Source organism: Cetobacterium sp. ZWU0022 (assembly GCF_000800875.1).
GTDB lineage: Bacteria > Fusobacteriota > Fusobacteriia > Fusobacteriales > Fusobacteriaceae > Cetobacterium_A.
Map to the genome: position 1 here is coordinate 1 of NZ_JRJZ01000076.1, position 18,022 is coordinate 18,022.

Annotated in this window: 20 protein-coding genes; 5 read left to right on the forward strand and 15 right to left on the reverse strand. The window is 29.5% G+C overall.

The features are described 5' to 3' along the window. Nucleotides 1-95 precede the first annotated feature (95 nt). Nucleotides 96-602, forward strand: a complete 507-nt coding sequence (locus tag L988_RS13425; RefSeq protein WP_231549825.1) for a TIGR02206 family membrane protein — start codon at nucleotides 96-98, stop codon at nucleotides 600-602. A 38-nt stretch (nucleotides 603-640) separates the two neighbouring features. On the opposite strand, the gene L988_RS05915 is transcribed toward L988_RS13425, so the two are convergent. From L988_RS05915 to L988_RS05940, 6 genes are read right to left on the reverse strand one after another with little or no spacing between them, the layout of a single operon-like run. After that, the gene (locus tag L988_RS05915; protein WP_047382531.1) at nucleotides 641-1,216 is read right to left on the reverse strand and encodes a YigZ family protein; all 576 of its coding nucleotides are present in this window, start codon (nucleotides 1,214-1,216) and stop codon (nucleotides 641-643) included. Nucleotides 1,217-1,219: 3 nt separating this feature from the next. Continuing rightward, nucleotides 1,220-1,819, reverse strand: a complete 600-nt coding sequence (locus tag L988_RS05920) for a site-2 protease family protein (protein WP_052191716.1) — start codon at nucleotides 1,817-1,819, stop codon at nucleotides 1,220-1,222. A gap of 30 nt (nucleotides 1,820-1,849) precedes the next feature. Then, nucleotides 1,850-2,968 carry a ComEC/Rec2 family competence protein gene (locus tag L988_RS05925; RefSeq protein ID WP_047382534.1) on the reverse strand — a complete coding sequence of 373 codons (1,119 nt, stop codon included), beginning with the start codon at nucleotides 2,966-2,968 and terminating at the stop codon, nucleotides 1,850-1,852. Nucleotides 2,969-2,986: 18 nt separating this feature from the next. Then, on the reverse strand, nucleotides 2,987-4,279 hold the full coding sequence (locus L988_RS05930; protein ID WP_047382536.1) for an MFS transporter: 1,293 nt from the start codon (nucleotides 4,277-4,279) through the stop codon (nucleotides 2,987-2,989). Then, the gene (locus tag L988_RS05935; protein WP_047382538.1) at nucleotides 4,276-5,463 is read right to left on the reverse strand and encodes a CCA tRNA nucleotidyltransferase; all 1,188 of its coding nucleotides are present in this window, start codon (nucleotides 5,461-5,463) and stop codon (nucleotides 4,276-4,278) included. The genes L988_RS05930 and L988_RS05935 overlap by 4 nt, the downstream gene beginning before the upstream one ends. A gap of 6 nt (nucleotides 5,464-5,469) precedes the next feature. Beyond that, nucleotides 5,470-6,633 carry a nucleotidyltransferase gene (locus L988_RS05940; protein WP_047382539.1) on the reverse strand — a complete coding sequence of 388 codons (1,164 nt, stop codon included), beginning with the start codon at nucleotides 6,631-6,633 and terminating at the stop codon, nucleotides 5,470-5,472. Nucleotides 6,634-6,759: 126 nt separating this feature from the next. Here L988_RS05940 and L988_RS05945 point away from each other — a divergent pair, with 126 nt between their 5' ends. Genes L988_RS05945 through modB form a run of 3 tightly spaced genes read left to right on the forward strand, consistent with a single transcriptional unit; the run spans nucleotide 6,760 to nucleotide 8,854 of the window. After that, complete coding sequence (locus L988_RS05945; protein WP_047382540.1) at nucleotides 6,760-7,527, forward strand: type III pantothenate kinase; 768 nt, start codon at nucleotides 6,760-6,762, stop codon at nucleotides 7,525-7,527. Between the two features lie 20 nt (nucleotides 7,528-7,547). Next, the gene (gene modA, locus L988_RS05950; protein WP_052191717.1) at nucleotides 7,548-8,207 is read left to right on the forward strand and encodes a molybdate ABC transporter substrate-binding protein; all 660 of its coding nucleotides are present in this window, start codon (nucleotides 7,548-7,550) and stop codon (nucleotides 8,205-8,207) included. After that, the gene (gene modB / locus L988_RS05955) at nucleotides 8,204-8,854 is read left to right on the forward strand and encodes a molybdate ABC transporter permease subunit (protein WP_047382541.1); all 651 of its coding nucleotides are present in this window, start codon (nucleotides 8,204-8,206) and stop codon (nucleotides 8,852-8,854) included. The genes modA and modB overlap by 4 nt, the downstream gene beginning before the upstream one ends. A 20-nt stretch (nucleotides 8,855-8,874) precedes the next feature. Here modB and frr read toward each other — a convergent pair whose 3' ends face one another. The 9 genes from frr to L988_RS06000 all read right to left on the reverse strand — a co-directional run bounded on the left by frr (nucleotide 8,875) and on the right by L988_RS06000 (nucleotide 17,290). Then, the gene (gene frr, locus L988_RS05960) at nucleotides 8,875-9,435 is read right to left on the reverse strand and encodes a ribosome recycling factor (RefSeq protein WP_047382543.1); all 561 of its coding nucleotides are present in this window, start codon (nucleotides 9,433-9,435) and stop codon (nucleotides 8,875-8,877) included. A 15-nt stretch (nucleotides 9,436-9,450) separates the two neighbouring features. Beyond that, the gene (gene pyrH, locus L988_RS05965; RefSeq protein WP_047382545.1) at nucleotides 9,451-10,167 is read right to left on the reverse strand and encodes a UMP kinase; all 717 of its coding nucleotides are present in this window, start codon (nucleotides 10,165-10,167) and stop codon (nucleotides 9,451-9,453) included. Nucleotides 10,168-10,246: 79 nt separating this feature from the next. Then, nucleotides 10,247-11,134: a translation elongation factor Ts gene (tsf, locus tag L988_RS05970; protein WP_047382546.1), complete on the reverse strand. Its 888-nt coding sequence runs from the start codon at nucleotides 11,132-11,134 to the stop codon at nucleotides 10,247-10,249. Nucleotides 11,135-11,225: 91 nt separating this feature from the next. Continuing rightward, nucleotides 11,226-11,969: a 30S ribosomal protein S2 gene (gene rpsB, locus L988_RS05975; protein WP_047382547.1), complete on the reverse strand. Its 744-nt coding sequence runs from the start codon at nucleotides 11,967-11,969 to the stop codon at nucleotides 11,226-11,228. Between the two features lie 116 nt (nucleotides 11,970-12,085). After that, nucleotides 12,086-12,814, reverse strand: coding sequence for a peptidoglycan editing factor PgeF (gene pgeF, locus L988_RS05980; protein ID WP_047382549.1), 729 nt, complete (start codon nucleotides 12,812-12,814; stop codon nucleotides 12,086-12,088). Beyond that, nucleotides 12,805-13,824 carry a 3-deoxy-7-phosphoheptulonate synthase gene (gene aroF, locus L988_RS05985; RefSeq protein ID WP_047382551.1) on the reverse strand — a complete coding sequence of 340 codons (1,020 nt, stop codon included), beginning with the start codon at nucleotides 13,822-13,824 and terminating at the stop codon, nucleotides 12,805-12,807. Before aroF ends, pgeF begins: the two co-directional genes overlap by 10 nt. A 24-nt stretch (nucleotides 13,825-13,848) precedes the next feature. Next, nucleotides 13,849-16,626: an ATP-dependent DNA helicase gene (locus L988_RS05990; RefSeq protein WP_047382552.1), complete on the reverse strand. Its 2,778-nt coding sequence runs from the start codon at nucleotides 16,624-16,626 to the stop codon at nucleotides 13,849-13,851. 89 nt (nucleotides 16,627-16,715) lie between these two features. Then, nucleotides 16,716-16,883: a 4Fe-4S binding protein gene (locus L988_RS05995; protein WP_047382554.1), complete on the reverse strand. Its 168-nt coding sequence runs from the start codon at nucleotides 16,881-16,883 to the stop codon at nucleotides 16,716-16,718. A gap of 140 nt (nucleotides 16,884-17,023) precedes the next feature. Next, nucleotides 17,024-17,290, reverse strand: coding sequence for a hypothetical protein (locus L988_RS06000; RefSeq protein ID WP_047382556.1), 267 nt, complete (start codon nucleotides 17,288-17,290; stop codon nucleotides 17,024-17,026). A gap of 217 nt (nucleotides 17,291-17,507) precedes the next feature. On the opposite strand from L988_RS06000, the gene L988_RS06005 reads away from it, so the two are divergent. Then, complete coding sequence (locus L988_RS06005) at nucleotides 17,508-17,942, forward strand: MarR family winged helix-turn-helix transcriptional regulator (protein ID WP_047382557.1); 435 nt, start codon at nucleotides 17,508-17,510, stop codon at nucleotides 17,940-17,942. Nucleotides 17,943-18,022 lie beyond the last annotated feature (80 nt).

Below are 18,022 nucleotides of genomic sequence, written 5' to 3' on the forward strand. Positions count from 1 at the left end.
TGCACGGTGTGGAGCAGGGGAAAAGGTGGAGATAACTTCAAAGCCTTACCTATTGCTATATAAAATGTGGTGAACTTTTTATTAGATATAAGTTAATTGGAGAAGCTTGGTATTCTCTACTTCCACTACATCTTTGTAATATCACTCTTATTTTTGCAGTATTGGGTACTATTCTTAGATTTACTCCATTTTTATACGCAACATTCTTTTGGTCAATCGGAGCTGTGTTTGCACTACTAACACCTGAAGTTAGAGAAACTTTTCCACATTTCTTCAACATCAGTTTTTTCTCAACACACTGCTACATAATTTTTGTTGCTGTTACAGAATACAAAATTTTCAAATTGAGACCATCTCTAGAATCTTGGACAGGTTCATTTCTTGGTCTAAACATTATTGCTGCAGGCGTATTTCTTATAAATAATGTTCTTGGAACTAACTATTTATATATAAATAGAAAGCCTAGCTTCCAATCACCACTTCAGTATTTTGGAGAGTGGCCATACTATATAATAGTTGTTGAATTTGCATATATCATTTTAACTTTACTGCTATTATTTTTATTCAGAAAAAAAGATTACAAAATAAAAGTAAACAGGTAGAACTTTAAAGTTCTACCTGTTTACTTTTATTATATATTTTAAATTATAACCAAAATATCTTTTAACTCTCTTAGTTTTTCTAAAGTATCTTCTGACACTTTAACTCTATAAGTAACTCTCTCATTGAAATCTTTATTTAATAACTCATCGTTCCCAGATATTAATAACGAATCAATCTCATTTATTCTCTCATAAGAAAAATCTAAAAGGCATTCATGACGCTCTATAAACTCTGCAATTTCTCCTTCTAAAACTGCTAATTTTGCTGTCTTGGCATAGTTTCTTACCAATCCTCCCGCACCTAATTTTATTCCTCCAAAATATCTTGTAGCCACAACTACAACATTATTTACATCCATATAAGTTAAAATCTCTCCCATAGGCTTTCCTGCCGTTCCACTTGGCTCTCCATCGTCATCAGCTTTAAAATACTCTTGACCATTATCTATGACTCTATATACTGTACAATTATGAGTCGCATCTGGATGCATCTCTCTTATCATTTCTATGAAATCTTCGGCTTCTTCTTTAGTTGAGATAGGCTTTGCATATCCTATAAACTTTGATTTCCTTTCTTCAAACTCTATTCTTACTGCTTTTTTTATGCTTTTCATTCTTTAACTCCTAATTATTAAATCTACTACTCCTATTATAAAACTATAAATAGGCGACATTATTTTACTTAAAATACCAAAATAGCTAAGTCCTAATATAAGAAATATTCCATAACTATCTATCGTAAATATTTTAATTCTATTTTCATCATTCAAAAATGAAGCTATAACTCTTGAGCCATCTAACGGAGGAATTGGTAAAAGATTAAATGTTCCCAACGCCATATTTATTATAATGAAATATACTGATAAATCATTGAATGGAATTATATGAAATCTTATTAAAAGAGCTCCAATTATCATCATTGAATAGTTTGTTAAAACTCCAGCTATAGAAACCAAAAACTCTCCAACTCTTCCATTTTTAAAAGCAAAATAATTTACTGGAACTGGCTTTGCCCAGCCAAAAACAAAATTACTACCACTTAAAAGCATTACAACTGGTATTAATGCCCCAATTGGATCTAAATGCTTCAAAGGATTCAAAGATAGTCTTCCTGAATATTTAGCTGTTTTATCTCCACAAAAAAGTGCCATATATCCGTGGGCTAACTCATGTAAAACCAAAGAAAATAGCAAAATTATAACCTTAAATACGAACATTCTCATCACCTCACAAATAGATTATCATATCTATAATTCTAAAGTCAAATACGGAATCTGATTTAATATTGTAACTACCTCTATTAAAAATATATAACTTAAATTTAAAACAGGCATTATCAAAAATTCTAGATAAAAATTTGATAAAAAAAGAGCTATAAAACTAGTAATCACAACTAGCGAAGCTATTGGAATTAAAATAATATTACTTAAAAACGAAAACAATGGTAAATTTTTAAAAAATAGATAAAATATTGGAGTCATACAAAGTTGAATTGTCAGACTCAATACCATCGCATTCAAAATTTTATTTACAAAATCTTTTTTAAATTTTTTTATTTTAGGTATTTTTTCATATATAAAAACTATTGAAAAGACCGCTATATAAGACATCCAAAAAGAAATCGTATAAATCCAAGTTGGATAGATTATCAAAGATAATATAAAAGCTATAAAAAATGATTTTTTTGTACTAGCTTTTTCATAGAATATATTACTCAAAAGATATATAGAACCCATTATATAGGCTCGAAATACTGATGGTGATCTACCTATTCCTAAAACATATAGTGTTAATATTCCTAATGCTAAAATATATCTTTCTCTTTTCGGAATGTTTAATTTTAATAGCATATATGTAACTCCTGAAACAATAACTCCTATGTGTAATCCTGAGATTACCAGTATATGAGCTGCTCCTGTATATCTGAACATCTCTTTTAAATCATCAGCTAATAAATATCCCTCCCCTAAAAGTATCGCTTTTAAAAAAAGAAGCAAATCTATCGAATATTCTTCTGTCATCTTGTTCACTCTATTTCTAAAAAAAACTTTAAAAAAATTTTCGTTTTCTATAACTTCTTCACTATTTAAATAATATGTCGCTCCCCATTTTGATATTTTTATTTTTTGTACCTCTCCCAAAATAACTTTGTGTCCATCTTCAACTTTATCAACGGTAAAAAATAGATTTTTTTTAGGATATTTTCCATTTATCTTTTCAATTTGTCCTCTTCCAGCGTCTACTCGTGCAGTAATTTGAACTATATCTCCAACCTCAACTCTCTCTTTAAAAGTCATAAAATTTAACCTTAAAAAGAAAATTGAGGCAAAAACTATTATTAATGCCCCAATCCCTATTCGCTTCAACTCTCCTCCTAATTAAAACTATTCACTATATTTAAAATAAAATATATATGAGATTACAAAGGATACTGCTGAAAATATTGCCGCTGAGTAGATTCCAAACTTTGTTACCTCTCCAGTTCCACCTAAAACCAACATCAACGGTAGTATCACTATCGACACTAAAAATGCCATTTTTAAAAAGAATCCTTGAATTCCAAAGCAAACTCCCTCAATTCTATTGTTAATTCTTTTACTAATCTTCTCACTTATATCACTCATCATAGCTGGTGGAAATATAAATGCTGCTCCAGATATTGGAATTCCTAAAAGCCCAAATATTAAAAAGCCATATTTTACTGGAATAACTTTTCCAAGAAGTGCTAATCCTATAGTTAAAACTATTAAAGCTATTAACGACGCCAACATAATTTTTCTATACCCAAATCTTCTTGACAATTTATTTACAGGATAGAAAAATAAAGCTGAGGCTCCAAATAACAGTGCCGAGGCTATTGTTATTGTTTCTTTTCCATATCCCATAATATCCTCTACATAATAGTTCATCATTGCTCTCAACGAGTTAAATCCTACGAAGAAGAAGAGTAATCCTAAAAGATAGTACAAGAAATCTCTATCTTTTATAACTTCTTTTAATATCTCTTTTATAGCTCCTACATTTTCAACAGGTCTTGAATATTTTTTTTCAGGAACTAAAAAAACAGTCACAAAAAGTCCTAAGACACATAAGATACTCAATGAAATAACCATTCCTCTAATTCCGACTAAAGTATCCCCTTTTCCAAAATACTTTATCAAAATTCCAGGTAATATCATAGCTATAGCACTGTATACTAATCTAAATACAGATTGCCATGTCGATAGATTTAATCTCTCCTCTGAATTCTCTCCTATCTCTGGAATTAAAGCGTTATATGGAGCACCTACTATTGTATAAAAAGTAAAAAATAACGATCCAACCATTGCTAGATATAAGAATGTAGATTTTTCACTGCTAAGCGGTGGATAGAAAAAAGCCACTGTTGCCAATCCTAGTGGAATAGCACCTGCTGCTATAAATGGAATCCTTCTCCCCCATCTGCTGTTAAACTTATCAGATAAATAACCTACCACTGGATCTGAAATCATATCTACAACTCTCGATATGGCTAAGGCTAGAGAAATTAATACTGGTGCTAAAAACGGTTTTAACCCTGAATTTTCAGGTGGTAAGTAAAAATATAGTATCCACTGTGCAAATATTTGATCTACTATTGCATAACTAACTCCTACTCCATAAAATATCTGCGTTGACAAAGGTATTCTCGGTTTCAATTTTTCTCCTCCTTTATTAATTTCATTAAATAATTTCTACTGTTAAATCTCGGATTTTGTAAAACACTCTCTAAACATCTCTCTAAATTCAATTTTATTTTTTTTCCATCAGTTACTCCTAAAGAGATAATATCTTTTCCTGAAATAACTAAATCTTTTAAAAATATTGGTTCATTATTTTCTAAAATCTCTTTTAAAAAAATCTCTAAATTCGAAATTTCTCTCTCTAGTTTTTCTAATACTAAAATATCTTTAAAATCCTCTAAACCAATAAGAGATATCATTTTTTTTACATCATATTTAGTTTTAATATTTTTAAAGTTTTCTTTTTGATTGATTATATTCAAAATTGATTTTTTACTTTTATTATCTAATTTTAATTTTGAAAGTTCCTCTTTAGATTTAAAAAATATAATTGCTAACTCTAAATTTAATCTATCTATTTGTTTTATTTTATCTAAAACTCCGATTAAATCCATTTTTTTAGAAGTTTCTGGAAAAAGTTCTTCAAAAATTTGAAGTTTGTTTAATAGATAAAATGACTCTACTCTATTTTCACCCTTTAACATTTTAAAAATTTCATCTTGTACTCTCTCAATTGAAACTCTTTGTATCTCTTTTTTATTTTTAATCATATTGTCTTCAACACTCTTCAATATAAATAACTTTTTCTCTCCAGCAATTCGAATTCCTCTCAATATTCTTAGAGGATCCTCCTTTATTCTTTCTTCTCCCTCTCCTACAAATCTTAAAATTCGATTTTCAATATCTTTTAAAGATTCATTTGATGTATATATTATCCTCTCTCCATCAAATGCTATTGCATTAACTGTAAAATCTCTTCTTTTTAAATCCTCGTATATATCACTTACAAACTCGACCTCTACTACATTTCTATTCTCTGTAAATCCTATCTCTCTACGCAGTTTAGCTATTTCATAACTTTTACCATTATATATAATCTGGATAATACCAAAAGCTTTTCCTATCTCTTTCGGTGAACACTCTGCAAAAATAACCTTCAATTTTTCATAATCTATATCTGTACAAAAGTCACAATCTTTTGGTTCTATTCCTAATAGGTAATCTCTAATATAACCTCCGACAATATAACCTTTTCCATAACTATTCAATCTATTTAAAATCCATTTTAAATCATCTGTTATTTTTATTTTACTTTTCATCTAATCCTACCTTATCATTATAGGGATTTTTCTATCTTCATACGGATTAATCATTGAATATATTTTGCTTGCAATTTCGTTCATTTCTAATAATTTCAAGTTTTCCTCACTCAATATTCTCTGAATATTTTTAAGTGTTGTTAAAATTTCAATATCTTTTTCTTTTAAAAACTTTAAATAGTTTTGCCCATCTTTTGTAAAACCTAAAACTCTAACATATGGAACATTATTTTTAACACTCTCCACATCACTTTTTTTTATACCTAAAAGGATGTGAATAAGTATTCTTTGAGTTCTACCTATTGTAAATCTTTTACTTTGAATCTCTTTGAAAAATTCTTCAAAATCAATACATTTGAAAGCTGCTTCATATAATCTATTTTCATATCCATCCTCTATATCTTGAATATATTTCAAATTATATTTTTCCAATAAAATTTTATGCCTTATAAACGGATAGAAATCTTTTAATTTCGCAAATCTATTTTTTTCTAAAGCTTCTTTTAAAATATCATATGTCGTTAAAGGAACAACATCTTTTATCTCTTCACCTTGCTCTAATTTTTTTCTAATTCCTGTAGCACTAGATATTCCATCTTCTATTCCTTCTGAATAATATCCACTTTTCTCTCTTTTTATTGCTACTGGTTCTATATCACTTTCCCAAAACTTCAAAGCTTTAATATATTCAACACCTAAAATATCATTTGAATTTAAATCTATCCCTTTATTTAATTTTCTTAAACTATTTGAATAAGCCGTTGGATATGAGTTTCCATCTTTAAGTTGCTTTTTTAACTCTTCTTTAAACTCATTCATCTCCTCTAACTCTGCTCTTTCTTTCAAGCTTTGAACATCTCCACTCTCTGATCCAAAAACTATCTTTTCTACTCCCATTAAATCTAATAGTCCAACTGCTCCTCTAGAAAATATCTCTGCACTCTGAGTTGAATAAAATACTGGTAATTCTACCACTATATCCACCCCATTTCTTAAAGCTAGTTCTGCTCTATCCCATCTATTTATTAATGCTGGCTCTCCTCTTTGAACATAATCTCCACTCATAACAGCAATAACTAAATCTCCGTGCTCTCTAGCTTTTAAGCAATGATATTTATGTCCATTGTGAAAAGGATTATATTCGACTACTATTCCTACCGCTTTTTTCATCTGACACCTCATATTCATATTTACTATATTATATGAAATTTTAATAATTTATCCGAGAAAAATTTACATTTTTTTAATTATAGTTTATAATATGGATTATCTAAAATTTTATTAGGCGGTGATTACATGCTTTTAGCTGTAGATATTGGAAATACTCATATTGTTACTGGATTACTTAACCCCAACGGAGAGGTTTTACTTACTTTCAGAGTATCTTCAAACGAAAAATTAACTGAGGATGAATATTTTTCATACTTAAAAAATATATGTGATTTTAACGGAGTTGAAATTAAGGAGTTAAATGGAATCGTCATATCATCTGTTGTTCCAAACCTAATTGGAATTTTCCAATTCTTAGGTAGAAAATATTTTGAAATTGAACCTATGGTTATAGATTTAAATCTAAATCTGCCATTTACATTCTCTGAAACTCTTCAGATTAATGGATTTGGAGCAGATAGAATAATCGACATTGCACAAGCTGTTATCGATTATCCAAATAAAAATTTGGTTATTTTTGATTTAGGAACTGCAACTACTTACGAAGTTTTGAAAGATGGAGTTTATATTGGTGGTGGAATTTTACCTGGAATAGAGATGTCTATCAATGCTTTATTTGGAAATACTGCTAAACTTCCTAAGGTTAAATTCAGCACTCCTGAAAGTGTTTTAGGTAGAAATACTGCCGAACAAATACAAGCAGGAATATTCTATGGGTATGCTGGACAATTAAAAAATATAATTCAAGAGATTAAAAAGATAGTTCCTGACCCATACATTATTGCTACTGGTGGACTTGGAAAGATTCTTTTCGCTGAAATTCAAGAGATTGATGAATACTGTCCTGAACTTAGTATCAGAGGACTTTACACTCTTTATAATATGAACAAATAATTTTTAGGGGGGGAGGATTTATGAAGATAGTTTTATTACTTTTTCTTATGGTTTTTCAACTCTCTTTTTCAAAAGAGCTGCTTCTAAGTGGAGCTGCTTCTTTAAAAGAGTATTTAGAAAAAAATATTGAAGAATACAAAAAAATAGAACCTGATTTCAATGTTACATTAAATCTAGGTGGTTCTGGTACACTTAAAAAGCAGCTTGAAAGAGGTGGCGATGTCGACATCATCTTTTTAGCTGATAGAGCCTATATGATTGATTTAAAAGAGAATAAATATATTGAAGATGAAGAGGTTATTTTAGAAAACTCATTAGCTTTAATTAAAAACAAAAAAGTAACATCAGAAAATGGAGTTTTGGCTATTGGAGATCCTAAATACGTTCCTGCAGGAGCATATGCTACTGAAGTTCTTGATAAATTACAGCCTAAAAACTACTCTTTCGTATACGCCAAAGATGTTAGAAGTGTTTTATCATATGTTGAGCTTGGTGAGGCTGATTTTGGTATAGTTTATCTAACTGATACTAAGCTTCTTAAAAACTCAGAGATTGTTAAAGTTTTTGATAAGAATCTCCACTCTCCAATCGAATATTCAATTGGAATAGCAGAGTCATCTAAAAATAAAGCTGAAGCCAGAAAATTTATTGAGTTCTTAAAAGGAAAAGATTGGGAATGATTAATGCTTTAAAACTCTCTCTTTCTATTGGAACAATAGCTATAATTTTCAATCTTTTTTTCAGTATTTCACTTTATTTTATTTTTGAAAAAAAGAGAAAATCCAAAAAGATAATTGAATTTTTACTTACTCTTCCAATTTTTTTACCACCATCTGTAATTGGATATATGTTGATTATAGGTTTAGGGATAAATAGTTTTATTGGAAGAATCTTCTATAGATATCTAGATTTCAGATTTATCTTCTCTTTTGAAGGTGCATGCTTAGCTGCAATTATAGTTTCTTTACCTATTTTATATCAAGGCATCAAAGTAGCCTTCGAAACAATAGATAAAGTTTATATTGAAACAGCACAGTGTTTAGGAGTTTCTAAATTTAATATGATTAGGTACGTCTATATTCCATTAGGTTATAGAAAAATCTTATCCGCAACTATTCTTGGAATTGGTAGAGCTTTTGGAGAATTCGGAGCAACTATTTTAATTGCAGGGAATATTCCTGGAAAAACCAGAACACTTCCCTTAGCTCTATACTCTGCTATCGAATCCGGAGATTATTCTGAGGCTAATAAGATTTTAATTATTCTTTTAATTTTTAGCGGAATCTTCTTATCTCTATATATTTTTATAACAAAAAAAGAGAGTTGAAAAACTCTCTTTTAATTTAACTATACAGTTGTGATCTCTTTTTCTTTTAAAGCTAAAAGCTCATCAATTGTTTTTATTGTTGCATCTGTTAACTTTTGAACATCATCTTCAAATCTCTTTAAATCGTCCTCAGTTATCTCTCCTTCTTTTTCTAATCTTCTTAGAGAGTTGTTCATATCTTTTCTAACATTTCTAGCTGCAACTTTTCCGTTTTCAGCTTCTGTTTTAGCAAACTTTACATACTCTTTTCTTCTGTCAGCTGTTAACTCAGGAATCATAAGTCTGATAACTTTTCCATCGTTGTTTGGAGTTAATCCTAAGTTTGAAGTCATTATTGCTTTTTCGATTACAGGTATAACTGATTTATCCCAAGGATCGATTACTAGCATTCTAGCTTCTGGAGCTGATACTGATCCAACTTGGTTTAATGGCATTAAAGATCCATATTGCTCTACTTTTATTCCATCTAACATAGAAACAGATGCTCTTCCTGCTCTTATTGAAGCAAACTTGTGCTTTGTTGAGTCTATTACTTTACTCATTTTCTCTTTACATTCATTAATTACTACTTGTGCGCTCATTTTACCCTCCTAAAATTATCCATTTACTACAGTTGTTCCGATTTTTTCACCTAAAACAACTTTTTTAATGTTTCCTTCTGTTAATGAATCGAATACAACGATTGGCAATTGGTTCTCTCTACATAAAGAGATTGCTGTTGCATCCATAACTTTTAAATCTTTATTTAAAACCTCTGTATAAGTTACATCTACATATTTTACTGCATCTGCAAACTTTACAGGATCCTTGTCATATATTCCATCAACTTTTGTTGCTTTTATTACAACATCAGCATTGATTTCAATAGCTCTTAAAGCTGCAGCTGTATCTGTTGTGAAGTATGGATTTCCAGTTCCTCCACCGAAGATTACAACTCTACCTTTTTCTAAGTGTCTTTGAGCTTTTCTTTTTATGAAAGGCTCTGCAACCTTTGGAATTTCGATTGCTGTTTGTACTCTTGTAGGTACTCCTAGTGATTCAATTGCATTTTGAAGAGCCAGTGAGTTTATAACTGTTGCTAACATTCCCATATGGTCTCCAGTTACTCTATCTATACCTTGTTCAGTTCCAGATAATCCTCTAAAGATATTTCCTCCACCGATTACGATTCCTACTTCTACTCCTAAATCAGCTATCTCTTTTATTTGTCTAGCATATGAAGTGATTGTCTCAGATGAAATTCCAAACTCTTGGTCTCCCATTAAAGCTTCTCCACTTAATTTTAATAGAATTCTATTATAAACTGGCTTCATGTCAAAACTCTCCTCTTTTATCTTTTATTTAGCTTAAAAAAAGGGGGTGCTAAGTCGCACCCCTATAATTTTTGTTGTATTACGCGTTAAGTTGAGCTGCAACTTCTGCTGCGAAGTCTACTTCCTCTTTTTCGATTCCATCTCCAACTTTGTATCTTGCAAATGAAACTACTTTGATATCTCCAGCGTATTGTGCAACTGTTTCTTTGTTTTCAGCTTTTACGAAGATTTGGTCAACTAAACAGTTGTCCTCGTAGAATTTGTTCATTTTTCCAACTAATATCTTTTCGATAATTTGAGCAGGTTTTCCTTCAGCTTCTAATTGCTTTCTAGAAATTTCTCTCTCTCTATCTAAATCGTCAGTAGTTACAACTGATCTGTCTACGTATCTAGGATCCATAGCAGCAACGTGCATAGCGATATCTTTAGCTTTTGCTACGTTAGCTTCTGTAGCTTCTCCAGTCATTTCAACGATAACTCCTAATTTTCCTCCTAAGTGATTGTAAGTAGTTACAAATCCTTCAGCAGTTACTTTCTCGAATCTTCTTAGAGACATGTTCTCTCCGATTTTTGCGATTAAGTTAGTTATTGTTGTTTCAACTGTAGTTCCGTTTAAATCAGCAGCTTTTAAATCTTCAACAGTGTTGATTCCTGCAGTTAATGCAAGATCTACCATTGCTTGTCCTAAAGCTCTGAACTCGTCATTTTTAGCAACGAAGTCTGTTTCAGAGTTGAACTCTAATACTACTGCTGTTTTGTTATCAGCAGAAACACCGTCGAATATTAATCCTTCTGCAGCTGTTCTTCCTGATTTCTTAGCTGCTTTAGCAATTCCTTTCTCTCTTAGTAAGTCTATCGCTTTCTCGATATCTCCGTTTGTTTCTCCTAATGCTTTTTTACAATCCATCATTCCAGCACCAGTTCTATCTCTTAGTTCTTTTACTAATTTTGCTGTAATTTCTGCCATTTTTTCCTCCTAATTTTTTAGAATTCTTTCATATCTATATAGTACAAGGAATTGAGGGCTAAGCACTCAATTCCATAAATTCAAGTATTAATTACTCAGCTGATCCTTCTTCAACAGCGATTTCGTCTGAAGCTACTGCAGCGTTTTCTTTTCCTTGGTTTCCTTCGATGATAGCGTTAGCCATTACAGAAGCGATTAATTTTACCGATCTGATAGCATCGTCGTTTGCAGGAATTGGGTAAGTTATTAAATCAGGATCTACGTTTGTATCGATCATAGCGAATACAGGGATTCCTAATTTAGCAGCTTCTACTACTGCTAAAGTTTCTTTCTTAACGTCTACTACGAATATAGCAGCTGGAACTTCTTTCATATCTTTGATTCCTGATAAGTTTTTAGAAAGTTTAACTAACTCTTTTCTGAAGTTAGCAGCCTCTTTCTTAGTGTAAGCTGTATCTAATGTTCCATCAGCTTCCATTCTTTCTAACTCTTTTAATCTCTCTACTCTAGTTTGGATAGTTTTGTAGTTTGTTAACATTCCACCTAACCATCTGTTGTTGATGTAGTACATTCCTGATCTTTCAGCTTGATCTTTAACAGCTTCTTGAGCTTGCTTTTTAGTTCCTACGAAAAGAACTTTTCCACCGTTAGATGCGATTTCTCTCATTACAGCGTAAGCTTCCTCTATTTTCTTTAAAGATTTGTGTAAATCGATTACGTGGATTCCGTTTCTCTCAGTGAAGATGTATCTTGACATCTTTGGATTCCATCTCTTAGCTTGGTGTCCGAAGTGAACTCCAGCTTCAAGTAATTGTTTCATAGTAATTACTGCCATTTTTAATTCCTCCTAGTTTTGGTTTTTTCTTCCATTGATCTCAAAACTAAACATCCCCTAAGGGCACCTTGTTTAGAAATAATCAATGTGCATTTTATTAGCAAATTATTGTACCACTATTCTCTAGAAATGTCAACATATATATATGCTCCATTTCTTCCTGAAAGTTCTTTTTCTCTTCTATGAGAATGAAAATTCCCTTCAAATGTACAAAGTTGAGTTTCTATAATATTTTCTGATTTTATTCCAAAGTTTATCATCAAGTTATAATTAAACCTCTGATTATCAAAAAAATACTTTTCATCTATATTTAAAAATACTTTTTCTAAAATTTCATTTGAAAACTCTAGTTTAAATTTTTCATAAAAATCTTTTGATACCTCATAATTTTTAGGAGAGATTCCTATTCCGAAAGCTACTATAAGGTCTTTTAAATCAGTTTTAAATCTCTTTTGTAAAAGCTGTACTGCTTTTACTCCTATCTTTTTAAAACTTCCTACCCATCCAGAATGAACACAGCCATAAGCCTTATTTTTTTTATCATAAAAATAGATTGGCAGACAATCTGCATATTTAGTAAATATTACCACATCATCTCTATCTGTTAAAAAACCATCTGTATCCTCAGAATACTCTGGCGTTTCACTTTCTATTATAACTATATTATCCGAGTGTGTTTGATAACCTGAATAGATTTTTTTATCCTCTATTTTTAATATCGAGATTATATTTTTTCTATCCTCTTCATTTCGAACATCTCCAAAAGTTTTAGTTGTATAAATAGCTTTTAAATTAAACTCTTTAAACTCCTCTAGCTCCCAATATTCTTTCTTATCTATAAACATTTTAAGCTCTCTTTAAATTCTAGTGTTTTCTTTAATTTTTTACAAAGTATTTCAAAAGCTTCAAAGCTTAAAGTCTGATCTGCATCTGATAAAGCGCAACATGGATTTTTATGAATCTCTACCATTGCACCATCAGCTCCCGCTAAAACACATCCTAATGTCACAGGTTCTACCAGAGATCTTTTTCCTGTTCCGTGACTTGCATCTATAATTATAGGAAGATGTGTCTTTTCTTTTAAAAGAGCTATTCCATTTATATCTACAGTATTTCTAGTCGCCGTTTCAAACGTTCTTATTCCTCTTTCACAAAGAATAATCTGTGTATTTCCAAAAGCTACAATATACTCTGCAGCCATTAAGAACTCTCTTACTGTACCGCTCAATCCTCTTTTTAAAAGTACTGGTTTATCCGTTTTTCCAAGTTCTTTTAATAGACTAAAATTCTGCATATTTCTAGCACCAACTTGGAAAATATCTGTATATTTTGAAATCAACTCTATATCTCTTGTATCCATTACCTCTGTTACCATCAAAAGATTATAAGTATCACAAGCTTCTCTCATATACTTAAGACCCTCTTCACCTAATCCTTGGAAATCGTACGGAGATGTTCTCGGTTTGAATGCACCACCTCTAAGATATTCTCCGCCATTTTCTTTTACAACTTTAGCTATCTCTAGTATCATATCTCTATCTTCAATAGAACAAGGTCCTGCCATTAAAACTAAATCAGAGCTTCCAATTTTTCTTCCTTTTATTTCAATTACTGTATCTTCATTTTTAAACTCTCTACTCACAAATTTAAAAGGTTTCCCAATCTGTAAAACATCACTAACTATATGAAACTCCTTTAAAGTTTCTTTTGTTAATCCACCTTTTTTACCCATAATACCAATTTTCTTTATACCACCATCTAGAATCTCTAAAGCCCCATGTCCTGTTTCTTCTATAAATTTTTTTAACTCTAAAATTTCTCCAGATGTAGCAGATTTTTTTAATACTACATACATTCTAATCACCTTTTTTTATTCTTATTATATCATATTTATACCAAAACAGTGCTTTTTAAATTCACATTTTAAACATTTTTCTTTCGAAGAACTTTTTTCAGAGAAATCACACTTACTTATACGTTCAGATATCGTATCAAACTCCTTTAAGATATTCTCCTCATCACCTAAATTATACTCAACTTCTATTATCTTATTATTTTTAACAAAATAAATCTCCCCACCAATAATTTTTTTATCTGTATTTACAGATAAAAGATAACAATATAGCCTTATCTGCTCTATATACTTACTCATCATCTCTTCATTTAATTCATCTGAACCAGTTTTAAAATCTATAACTTTCAATTCTTCATTTTCCTCTATAATTAAATCTAGTGTTCCTTCTATCGTATAGTTTTTTCTTAGAGCAAAAATATTTTTTTCTACATCTTTAAATTTTCTCTTAGTAAATTCACTTTTATAGTAATTTAGTATTTGAGAGAATCCCTTTTCCAAAATCTCTTTATTTAAGGATATATTATCCCTTTTTCTCATAGTTTCATATATTTCAAAATATTCTTTAGATAATTGACTGTCATCTAAATTTATATTTTGTAAAATATATTTGTTTATATTTTCTAAAGTTTCATGTACTAATGACCCATAAAAATTATCAACAGTTCGCATATTTTGAAATTCTAAAATTTTATTAAGTCTATATTTATATGGACACTCTTTATACTTCAATAAATCTCCGGTATACGAATAGCTTTCTTTTATTTCAATACTATTTATATTTTCTATATCTAAATCATTAAAACTTAAATCGCCAGAAAGGATATCAGGAATACTTTCATAAACTCTTTTAAAAGGCAAAGACGGAACTTGTCTTTTACCTTTATTGCTTTCAATTGCAGTTAAGACTAATAAATTCTTAGCTCTTGAAAACGCTGTATAATATAATCTCCAAAAATCGAAATCTTTTATTCTGTAATCTGGTTCAAAATCGTTATATGGAATATACATTCTTTCTAACTCTTCCTCTTCATTTCTGTCTCCCTCTGGAATACTTTCTAATGACCCAACTATAACAACAGGAAATTCTAATCCTTTAGACTGATGAATTGTTAAAAATGATACTGCTCCTTCTGGAGCATATTCCTTAATATCCTCATATTCATCTACACCATTTTGTTTTAAAAATTTTAAATGCATAGTAAAAAAATAGTCTCCAACTTTTATTATATTTTCTTTTTTTATTTTTAAAACACCAGAAATATTATCTGCTTTTTGAACTATTTTCGAAAATATTCCTAAATTATAAAGTTCTCTATTTTTTAAAACACCATTTAATTCTTTTTCAAAACTTTCTTTAAATATACTTAATCCAATAATTTTATAGTAAAGTTCTAGCAACGCTCCTTCATTTTTTTCTTGAAGATATTCATCTTTTAAATAATTAATTTCTTCTTTAAAAAGTTCATCAGATTTTATTTTTTTCTCCACAATATTTAAACATTTTTTGTAATAATCTAAAATTTCCAATTTATATTCATTATTATAAATCTTGCTTTCAGGACTAGCTAAAATATAAAGAAAAACTCCTATTAAAAGTATAATTTCATCTCTATTAAAAAAAAGATTAGACCTCGGTGAATAGACTCCTATCCCTCTATACTCTAAATAATGCGCTAAAGATACAATTCTTTTATTTTTTACAGATCTAAACAAAAATGCAACTTGATTAAAATCATCAATTTTTTTTGAATTTTTTAAAAAAATTAAAAATTTAGCAATTCTCTCTTGCCATTTGCTTTCAGAGTCCTCAACCGATAATTTTACAACTCTGGTTTTCTCACTATTCTTTTCTTCAGGCACTACTAACTCTTTAGAGTGTCTAAACTTATCCCAATAAAGACTATTTATCCATTCTTTACAAAATTTAACAATATCCTTTTCTGATCTGTAATTAACTTCTAATTTAATTACTTTACACTCTTTTCCTATTCGTTCTTCAAATTGAAGTATATTTCTTATTGTCGCACCTCTAAATCTATATATCCCCTGGTCATCATCTCCTACAACACATATATTTTTATTTTCTCCGCCCATTAAAAAAATCAATTTTTCTTGAATTGTGTTTGTATCCTGATATTCGTCAATCATTATATATCTAATTTTTTCAGTGAATCTCTTTAAAATAACTTCATTATTTTTCAAAATTTGAAAAGCCTCTTTTTGAATCATTGAAAAATCAATTACATTCTCTTTGAAAAGAATCTCTTTATAGATTCTATATGCTTTTGATAAGAAACTTTCATCATATAGTTCTAATCCCTCTTCACTAAATTTGTTAAACCACTTTATTAAGATTTCCCCAATTTTCCAATTACTCAAATATTCTTTCTTTTCAAAAAATTCATTAAATCCCTTAATTTCTTTAAAATATCTCAATTTCGAAAAGATAAAAAACTTTTGATCTATATTATCAAGCACTTTGTATCCTTTTTTTAAATTAGATATCTCTATATTTTCATCTATAATTTTTAAACAGATTGAATGCAGCGTTCCTATATACATTCCTTCTATATGAAATTTTTCATCTTTCAATCTATCCATAACTCTTGTTGATAGTTCTCTTGCTGCTCTCTCTGTAAATGTTGAAATTAAAAGTTCCTCTGGTTTTATATTTTTCTCTTTGATCATATAAACCATTCTCTCTACTAAAGTTTTTGTCTTTCCAGAACCGGGTCCTGCTATTATTAACAATGGTCCGTTGATAGTTTCCACTGCTTCTTTTTGACTTCTATTTAAACTCATCGGAACACCATCCTTTTTTCTTTAAGTATACAAAAAAATCAAAAAAAAATAAAGCTTAGGTTTCCCTAAGCTTTAAAATCTAGTTATAACTATGCTGTTATTGCTGATACTGGGCAAACTCCTGCGCAAGCTCCACAGTCTACACAAGCCTCACCAATTTCATATTTTCCGTTTGTGTCAGCTGATATTGCTGATACTGGACAAGTTCCTTCGCAAGCTCCACAACCAATACAAGTGTCTTTATCTATTATATGCATAACCAAATACCTCCTGAATTTTTATGTTTCTTTATACTATGTAATATACCTAATAAAATGGAAAAAGTCAAGATATTTTGATTGGAAAAAATACATTTTTTTCACAAAATTTTGATTATCAAACAATATGTGGAGTTAAATTAATTTTGATCACTACTACTTTTTATCATCTCTTGTCTTAATGCTTCATTATTTTTAAATTCTTGTTGCAGTTTTTGATAATATTTTTGAGCCGCTACTTCTATTGAAATATTATTACTTTCTGCGTAGGCTTCTATGTTTTTTTGATCTCTTTGATTTCTTTCCTCTAAGTTCTTTTGATAATCAAATTCTACTTCTCTTTCTGCAAAAGCCATAGTTCCTATTAATAAACTTCCAATTAAAACCATCATATTCATTTTTTTCATTTTTCTTTCCTCCTATTAATTGAGCATTTTTTATTACTAATATTTTACTAAATATTTGTGGCTAAAATATGTCTCATCTCTTTTTCATAAGTTATTTTAATCTATTTTGAAACAAATAAATAGATGGAGTGTTCACCTATGAACTATTCACCCTTTTTATTTACTTTTCATAAAATAAAGAGTATTATAAATTATTAGATAAATATGAGGTGATTATATGAAAACAAATCGAGGTGCAATTCTTCTAATATCTGCAATCAACAAAGAGATTAATTTTTTATTTGATAATCTACTTTCAGAATTAGAAATTACAAGAACAGAAAGTTTATATCTTCGTATAATATATGAAAATCCAGGAATAACACAATATGATATTGCAAAATTAAGAAAACTTGAAAAATCTTTAGTAACTAAATATGTCACTAATTTAGAAGATAAAGGTTTAATCGAAAAAAAAGCATTAGATAAAAGAAGAAAAGGTTTATATCTTATTGAAGATGGAAAAAAGGCAATCACATTTGTTGATAATTTTTTACCTGAATTGCAAAAAAAATTTCAAGGTTTATTTTCTGATAAAGAACTTGAAATCTTTGTATCATTTTTAGAAAAACTAAATACAACACTACAAGAATTTAACGGAAGAGAGTTTTGATAAAACTCTCTTTTTTATTTTTACAAAAAATAAAAAAGATTGGCAACTTCCTATCCTCCCAGGGGGCTGCCCCCCAAGTA

Coding starts and splice junctions, on each gene's coding strand:
- L988_RS05915 (WP_047382531.1), bottom strand. CDS start 1,216: ATGAAAAGCATAAAAAAAGCAGTAAGAATAGAGTTTGAAGAAAGGAAA.
- L988_RS05920 (WP_052191716.1), bottom strand. CDS start 1,819: ATGTTCGTATTTAAGGTTATAATTTTGCTATTTTCTTTGGTTTTACAT.
- L988_RS05935 (WP_047382538.1), bottom strand. CDS start 5,463: ATGAAAAGTAAAATAAAAATAACAGATGATTTAAAATGGATTTTAAAT.
- L988_RS05940 (WP_047382539.1), bottom strand. CDS start 6,633: ATGAAAAAAGCGGTAGGAATAGTAGTCGAATATAATCCTTTTCACAAT.
- L988_RS05945 (WP_047382540.1), top strand. CDS start 6,760: ATGCTTTTAGCTGTAGATATTGGAAATACTCATATTGTTACTGGATTA.
- modA (WP_052191717.1), top strand. CDS start 7,548: ATGAAGATAGTTTTATTACTTTTTCTTATGGTTTTTCAACTCTCTTTT.
- modB (WP_047382541.1), top strand. CDS start 8,204: ATGATTAATGCTTTAAAACTCTCTCTTTCTATTGGAACAATAGCTATA.
- frr (WP_047382543.1), bottom strand. CDS start 9,435: ATGAGCGCACAAGTAGTAATTAATGAATGTAAAGAGAAAATGAGTAAA.
- pyrH (WP_047382545.1), bottom strand. CDS start 10,167: ATGAAGCCAGTTTATAATAGAATTCTATTAAAATTAAGTGGAGAAGCT.
- tsf (WP_047382546.1), bottom strand. CDS start 11,134: ATGGCAGAAATTACAGCAAAATTAGTAAAAGAACTAAGAGATAGAACT.
- rpsB (WP_047382547.1), bottom strand. CDS start 11,969: ATGGCAGTAATTACTATGAAACAATTACTTGAAGCTGGAGTTCACTTC.
- pgeF (WP_047382549.1), bottom strand. CDS start 12,814: ATGTTTATAGATAAGAAAGAATATTGGGAGCTAGAGGAGTTTAAAGAG.
- aroF (WP_047382551.1), bottom strand. CDS start 13,824: ATGTATGTAGTATTAAAAAAATCTGCTACATCTGGAGAAATTTTAGAG.
- L988_RS05990 (WP_047382552.1), bottom strand. CDS start 16,626: ATGAGTTTAAATAGAAGTCAAAAAGAAGCAGTGGAAACTATCAACGGA.
- L988_RS05995 (WP_047382554.1), bottom strand. CDS start 16,883: ATGCATATAATAGATAAAGACACTTGTATTGGTTGTGGAGCTTGCGAA.
- L988_RS06000 (WP_047382556.1), bottom strand. CDS start 17,290: ATGAAAAAAATGAATATGATGGTTTTAATTGGAAGTTTATTAATAGGA.
- L988_RS06005 (WP_047382557.1), top strand. CDS start 17,508: ATGAAAACAAATCGAGGTGCAATTCTTCTAATATCTGCAATCAACAAA.